The organism is Sphingobacterium sp. UBA2610 (genome assembly GCF_002339225.1).
Lineage (GTDB): Bacteria > Bacteroidota > Bacteroidia > Sphingobacteriales > Sphingobacteriaceae > Sphingobacterium > Sphingobacterium multivorum.
In genome coordinates this window covers 84,681-92,555 of the sequence record NZ_DDKA01000016.1, presented here as the reverse complement: position 1 = coordinate 92,555, position 7,875 = coordinate 84,681, and the positions used below count along the sequence as shown (strand labels likewise).

General features: G+C 41.7%; 5 protein-coding genes. 1 reads left to right on the top strand and 4 read right to left on the bottom strand.

Annotated elements, in window-relative coordinates; genetic code table 11:
• Positions 1–724: Gfo/Idh/MocA family protein (locus tag B4Z47_RS11025; RefSeq protein WP_286727335.1), on the top strand; the 724-nt coding region annotated here is incomplete at its 5' end.
• Positions 725–833: 109 nt separating this feature from the next.
• On the opposite strand, the gene B4Z47_RS11020 is transcribed toward B4Z47_RS11025, so the two are convergent.
• The 4 genes from B4Z47_RS11020 to B4Z47_RS11005 all read right to left on the bottom strand — a co-directional run bounded on the left by B4Z47_RS11020 (position 834) and on the right by B4Z47_RS11005 (position 7,866).
• The gene (locus tag B4Z47_RS11020; RefSeq protein ID WP_286727334.1) at positions 834–2,078 is read right to left on the bottom strand and encodes a YdcF family protein; all 1,245 of its coding nucleotides are present in this window, start codon (positions 2,076–2,078) and stop codon (positions 834–836) included.
• A 17-nt stretch (positions 2,079–2,095) separates the two neighbouring features.
• Positions 2,096–3,616, bottom strand: coding sequence for a RagB/SusD family nutrient uptake outer membrane protein (locus tag B4Z47_RS11015; protein ID WP_286727333.1), 1,521 nt, complete (start codon positions 3,614–3,616; stop codon positions 2,096–2,098).
• A 135-nt stretch (positions 3,617–3,751) separates the two neighbouring features.
• Entirely contained in the window at positions 3,752–7,003 is a 3,252-nt protein-coding gene (locus B4Z47_RS11010) for a SusC/RagA family TonB-linked outer membrane protein (RefSeq protein WP_286727332.1), read from the bottom strand.
• Positions 7,004–7,200: 197 nt separating this feature from the next.
• Positions 7,201–7,866, bottom strand: coding sequence for a hypothetical protein (locus B4Z47_RS11005; RefSeq protein WP_286727331.1), 666 nt, complete (start codon positions 7,864–7,866; stop codon positions 7,201–7,203).
• Positions 7,867–7,875 lie beyond the last annotated feature (9 nt).

Below are 7,875 nucleotides of genomic sequence, written 5' to 3'. Positions count from 1 at the left end.
CCAGCAAATAGGGAGTATCATAAAACGTATTGCATTTTTGTCCAAACAGTTCGAAACACCCTTTTTGGTAAATTACGAAACAACCTGGTATAAAAGTAATCAACAGTTGAAGCAGCTGGTCGACAAGGGTAAAATTGGAAAAATCACACGTATACTTGTAAAAGACGGGCACGAAGGACCTAAAGAAATTGGCTGTAGCAATTACTTCCTCGACTGGCTTACTGATCCGAAAAAAAATGGTGGCGGTGCAGTGATGGATTTTGGCTGTTATGGCGCCAATCTGATGACCTGGCTCAAAAATGGAGAAAGGCCAATTTCAGTGACAGCCTTTACACAACAGCTCAAGCCTGAGGTTTATCCAAAAGTCGATGACAACGCTACCATCATACTAAGCTACCGTGATGGCAGCACGGGTATTATTCAAGCTTCCTGGGCTTGGCCATACAGTGTTAAAGATCTGCAGGTGTTTGGCACAAAAGCTCAGCTCTACGCCAAAAATGACAAAGAACTTCTAAAATACAAACAACAGAATGATCCACCTACACCTATACCGACTGCGATCCCGTATTTTGAGAACCATATTGCCTATCTCGAACAGGTTCTGAAAGATGCTATGGCTCCAGAAAATGATCTCGGATCGATCAATAATAATGTCACTGTGGTCGAAATCCTGGAAGCGGCAAAACGCTCGGCTAAAGAAGGAAAGTCCATTATTTTAAAATAAAAAAGGTCCGTAGCTTGCAATGCTACGGACCTTTTTCATGCCTTCCCATAAGCCATAGACAAAGCCGATCTGCTCAGTTAATAGATTAGCAATCGGCCTAGTTCGTTGGCTAAGGGTCTAAGGGTTCATCAGGATCGATCGTATAGGCCTCTTCTTTTGCCTTGAACTCGATGATCACATCTGAAATTCGTTTACCCAATATATAGGGAATATACCCCAATTCACGCATACAACGATCGCCCATCTTTTCCACCGCATCAATATGCACTTTACTACTGTTAACGATGGCGTATTTATCTTTCGGAAAACCATAATTTAACAGGATACGTGCTGTATTACGCAAATTTGTGGTCGTATGTCGCGCATGTGGATCAATCAATATTGCAGCTTCAGGTACTCCCATAACCTCGATCAGATACTTTTTCATTTCTATTGCCTCAATAAAGTGAGTCTTATAGGGATGTACTTTACCGCCAGACAACACAATAAAAGGGGCCAATTTTTCAAAGTAGCTTCGGGCTGCCATTCGCGCACGTAACATTCCACCTGGACTAATAGGCTGTCCATACACCTCGGGGCCTGCACCTAAGGTCAGCAACAGACTATAGGGATAGCTTGCGAAATCGGTATTTTTGACCGCTTCGTAAGCTTTCTTGTTTTCGAGTTCAATCAGCGGCTCTAGTTGTGCCGCGTCCCATCGCTCATTAATTTCCAACAAGCGTACCGCAGTCATCATGGTCAAAAAAAATGCTGTTTTATGTGTTGGAATATCTTTGCGGACGTCTTGGCGAACATCGTCCAAAAGATGAAGGTAGGCCGCACGTTTTACATCGAAAGAGATTGAATCTATCTTGGGGTAATTGGGACTTTTACCTCCCCCATAGACGTCCACCACATAATTCATTGCCTTTAAATCCTGTTTCAAGGCTTTCGTAAAATAGGCCTTTGCCGTTTCATGATGCAACACACCATAGGTCATTGATGGAATAAGATTAGCCTGAACAAGCTGGTCCAATTTCTTGTTATGACCAATTTGCTCCGCCAATTGCTCTGCCAACAGGTCAATTTCGTTATCCTGCCATTTGAAGGCATTCAAATAGCACATGAGATCGGTACAACTGACGCTGTTGTTAAAACGTTCGAACCGTTTTTCCAACACCTGTGCGATCGGCTTGGAGTTCACGAGCTCCTGTATAAGGACTGGATCTTTTAAGAGCAAATAGGATGCATAATAATTCTTCTTGATCAGCCAATCCTGTGGACCAACAGGCATATTGTTTACTTGACCTTTGGAAATATGCAGGCAGCATATTCCCAAGGTAAGTAACAAGATCTTTCTGATATTTTTTATCATAGCTATTCAATTGCAGATTAATATCCAGGGTTTTGATACATACGTGCCGGATCCAGCTTATATTCATCAAAAGGAATTGGATAGTATCGATCTTTTGTCGAGATATTGGAGATTTTAGCATTTCCATAATCAGCCTGGCTCTTCGTTTTGAAATAAGTCACCAGTTCTTGTGCATTATAATTACGGATCAAATCAAACCAACGTTGGTTTTCAAATGCCAGTTCTACACGGCGTTCATGCAATATGGCCTCCTTTAAGGTTGGATATTTACTACGATAAGCCGTATTCAACATGGAAGCAGCATACGAAGGCAATCCTGCACGTTCACGTACCTGATCCAAAAGCGCAATAGCTTCCGCATCTTTGCCCAAGTGATATTTTGCTTCTGCCAACAACAGCATCACATCGGCGTAACGGATCAATATCCAGTCGTTTCCGCCCCAACCATTGGTACCCGCAGCGTCACTATTATCTCTAAATTTGGTTACAAACCAATCGTTAACTTGCGTATTGGCGGCAAACTTTACAGAGAATCCTTTTCGGATATCGTCTTGCTCATAATCTTTAATCAGATCTAGTTTTGCTACCTCACCAGCACCTGTAGAGTTATAGCGTGAGTTGATGGTCTCTCCTCTCGCCTGGTAATTACGGGCAATACTCGAGCTATAGTTTTGGTCACCTTGTTTGTACTGAATCTGAAAAACAAGTTCTTTACAGCTATTTTTCTTGGTCACATCGAAAACATCCGCATAGGGGATTTCGTTCAGTTTGCCAAAAGTTCGCATTTGGTAGGCCGCATTGAGGTACTGTTCTGCCTTCGCAAAATTTTCTGCACTCCCCGACGTCTGCGTTGCTCCCAACGTTAAGTATACTTGTCCCAAAATTGCATTAATAGCCGATTTAGATGCTCTGCCAATGACGTAATCTTTCTGTGTATTGGGAAGATTGCTGGACAATGCCTCTGTCAAATCCTTAATGATCTGTTCGTACACAACCGACTCTTTTTGCCGAAAAGCCAATTCATTTGCTTGCTCTTTACTGGTCACCTGTACCGTAGATAATGGAATATCTCCGAATTTACGTACCAGATGGAAATATAACAATGCACGAACGAATTTCGCTTCCGCAATATAACGGCCTTTTAATTCTGCACTTGTAAAGCTCACATCGTCGACATGTGACAGAAGCACATTACAGCGGCTGATTGCCGCATACATAGCCGACCAATGCGTCTTTAGATAGGTATTACTTGGCAGCAACGAAAAGTCATTGAATTGGAATGGCTCCCCGGCGTTGGATTGGTTATCATTACGTCCACTATTATCCGAACGTTCCTCATTATACAATGTACTGGATTCACCGATCGTACTTCCCGAACGAAGGGACTGGTAAAGACCGTTAACCGCCAAGAGCACATCATTTTCTGACTTGAAGTAATCATCGATCGTAACGGCATTGGGATTTTTCTGATTTAAAAAATCTTTGGTACATGAAGACAATGCCAACAAAACAAAGGGTAATATATATCTTTTTTTCATCCTGTTATTTTTTTATTTTTCATCAGCCCACGGAACTGCAAAGAGCAGTCTGTAGGACTATTTTTACAATACTGGAGCTATTAACACGGGGCTGTCCTTAATATTCCTATGCACAACAGCTCCTCGATCCTGCTATTAGAACGTTACTTTCACACCAAGGTTATACGATCGCACCAATGGATAAAGCCCATAATCCACCCCTGGAGTCAGGTTGCCGCGTTGATTATAATCCGGTTCCGGATTGTAGCCTTTGTATTTAGAAATCGTAAATGGATTGTCCACGGTCGCGTAGACCCTTACCCCAGAAAGTGTTAGTTTTTCTGCTAGACTTTTGGGAAGATTGTAACCCAAAGCAATATTTGTCATACGCAAAAATGAACCGTCCTGCAGATAAAAATCGGAAAGACGTGTACTGTTACTTTGCGTACCGCCACGCGATGCACGGTAGACTTTACCATTTCCCGGATTTTGAGCCGAACGGTAGCGTTGTGCGACATCCGCATATTGGTTACCGGAACCTTCCATATTGTAGAGGTAATAATCATAACCATCCAGCACTTTATTCCCTTGGGAGCCATTAAATGATGCCCGTAGATCAAATGCCTTATAGCGTGCGTTAACGGCAAAGCCATAAGTGAAATTAGGATGCGGATTGCCGATCACACGTTTATCGGCATCATTGACGATACCATTGCCATCTACATCTTCAAAATAAAGATCTCCAGGTTGTAGCGGAGTTGTTGAAGCCGCAGAAGGTGCGACAGTTTTATAGTTTTCCTCTGTTGCAACACCCAGAACTTTGAAACCATAGAACATACCAATTGGACTTCCTTCTTGTGTAATATGCGTTAAGTAGGAGCGTTCAGCACCATTTGTCAAGATGGTAGAGGCCCCACCAAGATCGAGCACTTTATTTCTGTTGACATTGATATTTCCACTGAATCCTAATTCAAATTCATTTTTGCGAATCAGTGTGGCATCAACCTGCACATCAAAACCTTTGTTCTGCACCTTCGAATTTGGCAGATTGGTCAAGATCGTTGTTGATCCAGATACAGCGGAGAGTGGCTGATTGAATAATAAATTGAAGGAACGGCTCAGGTAGAAGTTGGTCATAATGTTGAGGCGGCCTTTCAACAAACCGAGATCAAGACCGGCGTTGTATTGCGAAGTTGATTCCCAACCCAATTTTGGATCGAACAGATCACCTGCTGTATAGGAAGTCTCCACTTTATCGCCAAGGATCACACCCGCTGGTGAGTTGATAACGGATAATGCGCGATAATCACCAATATTATTATTTCCACTACGTCCCCAGCTCGCTCTTAGTTTGACCGTTGACTGTTGTCCTAACCAATCCGTATAAAACTCCTCCTTGGAGAGGGTCCAACCACCTGAAACCGATGGGAAGGTTCCCCATTTATTATTTGGCCCGAAACGTGATGATCCATCGGTACGAATGGAAGCTGAAAGGAAATATTTGGAATCAAAGCTATAGCTTACACGGCTAAAATATGACTGGAGCGTTGTAATGCGTTTGAACGTATCGTCTTTTAGCAATTGGAAATTAGAAGGATCGGCTCCTTTATCTGTAATTTCCCCAATTGCATTATTATTAAAACCGTTGGCTCTCACACCTTGATAATCGTAATCTGTTCGTTGAGCCGAATAGCCCAATAAAGCGGATACCTGATGTTTACCACCAAAAGTCTTGTTATAGTTTAACGTTGCTTCCAGCAATTTGTCCAATTCATTTTTTGTCTTGGCATCTGCATAGGCTGCAGATACCGCTTGCGGTGAAAACGGTTTGTTATTCCCATCAGAAAGACTTGTAGGACGGAAATAATCATACTTCTCGTCGTAAGTAGACAATCCACCGTTTATTTTCAGATTTAGGCCATCCATAATGGAAAAATCAGCAAAGGCATTGTATAACCCCCTTTTTCCACGACGGTTGTTTTTAATCTCAGTGACATAAGCCAGTGGATTTTCAGGGTTCTGGATACCGTAATTGTTCGCCGAAAGATCAGCCATCAGGTATTTGGCATAGGTTCCATCTTCGTTAAAAACAGGGAGGGTAGGCAGATAGATTAAAGCCGCCATAGACGGACTTCTGTCGTAACGGCCTGTCGTCACCTCGTTGTTGTCATTATATGTAAATGAAACATTTGCACCAACGGTCAATCTCTTGCTGACTTTGCTATCGATATTGGCGCGGAAATTAAAGACCTTTTGATCCGTCCCGAGCATGATCCCTTGTTGATTCTGATAAGATCCACTTAGGAAATAGCGGTTTTTTTCGTTACCGCCATAGGTTGATAGATTATGACGTTGAAAAGGTGCATTACGGTATAAGGCATCTTGCCAATCCGTATCATATTTTGCTTTTTTTGCCGTACCAGATGCGAAGTCATAGTAGTCTTCAGGAATACTCACCGAGCCGGCATTTCCAACATTAGCAATACGCGTTTTATTATCATCAAAGCGTCTACTATCGCTCCAGGCAATCCCTTTCGTAGCCAAAAGGTCTTTATACGAATTGTTACGACCATCAATCAGGAGATCAATAAACTGTTCCGAATTTAAAACATCGATTTTCTTGGAAAGCTGACCAAAGCCCCCCAATACTTCGTAGTCCACATTACTCTTACCTTCCTTGCCACGCTTGGTTGTAATCAATACAACACCGCCAGCACCACGAGATCCATAGATCGCTGCAGAAGCGGCATCCTTTAACACATCGATAGACTCAATATCATTGGGGTTGATATTTAAATTGTTTCCTGCTGGATATCCATCGATAACGTACAATGGATCCGAACCAGCATTGATCGATCCCATTCCGCGGACGCGCATTTTGGTCCCATCGTAAGGAGCGCCACTTGTCTGCATCACCTGTACACCTGCTACTTTACCAACCAATGCCTGGGATAATTTTGGTGCGCTCAGATTGAGTTCCTCGGCCTTAACGCTAGCGATTGCGCCAGTGACATCCGACTTTCTGATCCGCTGATAACCGATAGAGATGGTCACTTCTTCCAATGTGTTTTCATCGGTCTTTAGAGAAAAGATCTGCCCATTGGATTGGGTAATAGCTTGCACAAGTCTGCTATACCCAATAAAAGAAATACTCAGGTTATCACCCATTTCGGCTTCGATCTGAAAATTTCCTTTTTCGTCAGACTGAACAGATTTTTTACTTTTCAAATTTTGAACGGTTGCTCCTGCGACAGCATTTCCTTGGGCGTCGAGGACACGGCCTTTGACGATCCCCTGTACATGCGTAAATTGTGACGTGGTTAGTGTGAGCGATTTGGCTTGAACAGCGGGTGAGCTCGCTGCAATGGCACATAACAACCAAAAGACATTGTTGGCTTTAAATTTCATAAGTAGCGCATTTGATTTATGGGTACAAGATTACAAATGCTATATGAAGGTAGGGTCAACAAAACATTAACAGTTTTTAACTAAACCGAGTTAGCAAGCTACGAAAGCTTAACAAAAAGGTAATACTAAAAAGGCGACTGTGTACTCAGCCGCCGTCCTTTTAATGGATTATAAAACTATATTTCTTTTCTAGGTAATTAGATCCCTGGCCCTAGATCGACAACACCACCCTCCAAAGCGTTCACATCAGCAATAGAAACACCCAAAGGAGAAGTATAATCAATTAAAAATTTTCCTTTTATCAAACTCAACCCATCAGAACTCCCATCTGTTCTTGTAATGTAATCGCCAATACTGAGAGTACCCCCCTTCTCTAATTCTTTGAAATATTTTACAATATCAAATTTTAGAACAAATCCGTTTACAGCTGTTCCAAATACGGCAACAAATTTATGATCAGATACCTCAAATGATAAAAGATTTGCATTGGAGGTAACTGATCCAAAATAAGGAGACCAGGGAGTATAATCACCAAATTCATACCTATTAGTTGGATATGCAAACGTAGATCCAAAATTCAATCCCCCCGCAAAAAGACTAGTATATGATCCATTTACATAAGTGATCGGATAAGTTGTCAAAGTACCGCTCTCCATTCCAGGTAATTTTGCATTCTTTTTAGGCAAAGGAATCAAAGATTGTTCTTCGGCATTATCTAAAATGGAAGTTTCTTTTGAACATGAGACTATGGCAGTTGATAAACAGAATAAACTGATAATAGTCATAAAGCGAAAATTAAAATAGTTATTATTTTCATATTCTTTAACAATAACCATCTTATTTTGAATAGATTTATTTTCCATAATTTAAAC

Excerpts from the sequence above, each read along its gene's own strand:
- B4Z47_RS11020 (WP_286727334.1), bottom strand. The coding sequence starts at position 2,078 with ATGATAAAAAATATCAGAAAGATCTTGTTACTTACCTTGGGAATATGC.
- B4Z47_RS11015 (WP_286727333.1), bottom strand. The coding sequence starts at position 3,616 with ATGAAAAAAAGATATATATTACCCTTTGTTTTGTTGGCATTGTCTTCA.
- B4Z47_RS11010 (WP_286727332.1), bottom strand. The coding sequence starts at position 7,003 with ATGAAATTTAAAGCCAACAATGTCTTTTGGTTGTTATGTGCCATTGCA.
- B4Z47_RS11005 (WP_286727331.1), bottom strand. The coding sequence starts at position 7,866 with ATGGAAAATAAATCTATTCAAAATAAGATGGTTATTGTTAAAGAATAT.